The sequence below is a fragment of the Leptolyngbya sp. BC1307 genome (assembly GCF_002286735.1).
In the GTDB taxonomy this organism is placed as follows: domain Bacteria; phylum Cyanobacteriota; class Cyanobacteriia; order Phormidesmidales; family Phormidesmidaceae; genus Phormidesmis.
Window position 1 is genome coordinate 1 of sequence record NZ_NRTA01000219.1, and the last position, 239, is coordinate 239.

Below are 239 nucleotides of genomic sequence, written 5' to 3' on the forward strand. Positions count from 1 at the left end.
AAATTGTTTGACAAGCAGAATAAGGGGGTGCCTGCATGACTCGCTAGATAACGCCTCAATTATTTTTCTACCGTCAGAGCACAACACTCAAGTAAATAACTGCTGCGTTGTCGGATAGAGGGCTGCCATTCTGGGAAGGTGAGATGCGAGAGATAGGTGTAGACAGTCCGTTTACCGATGCCCAGGTGATGGGCGATGTCTTTAATTTGGTGTCCCTGTTGTCGCAGGGCATGGGTCTG

The 239-nt window shown here is 49.0% G+C and carries 1 pseudogene; it reads right to left on the bottom strand.

Features of this window, described 5'->3' with window-relative positions:
* Nucleotides 1-122: 122 nt before the first annotated feature.
* Nucleotides 123-239 (bottom strand): annotated as a pseudogene (locus CKL79_RS22815) (helix-turn-helix domain-containing protein); the annotation flags it as partial.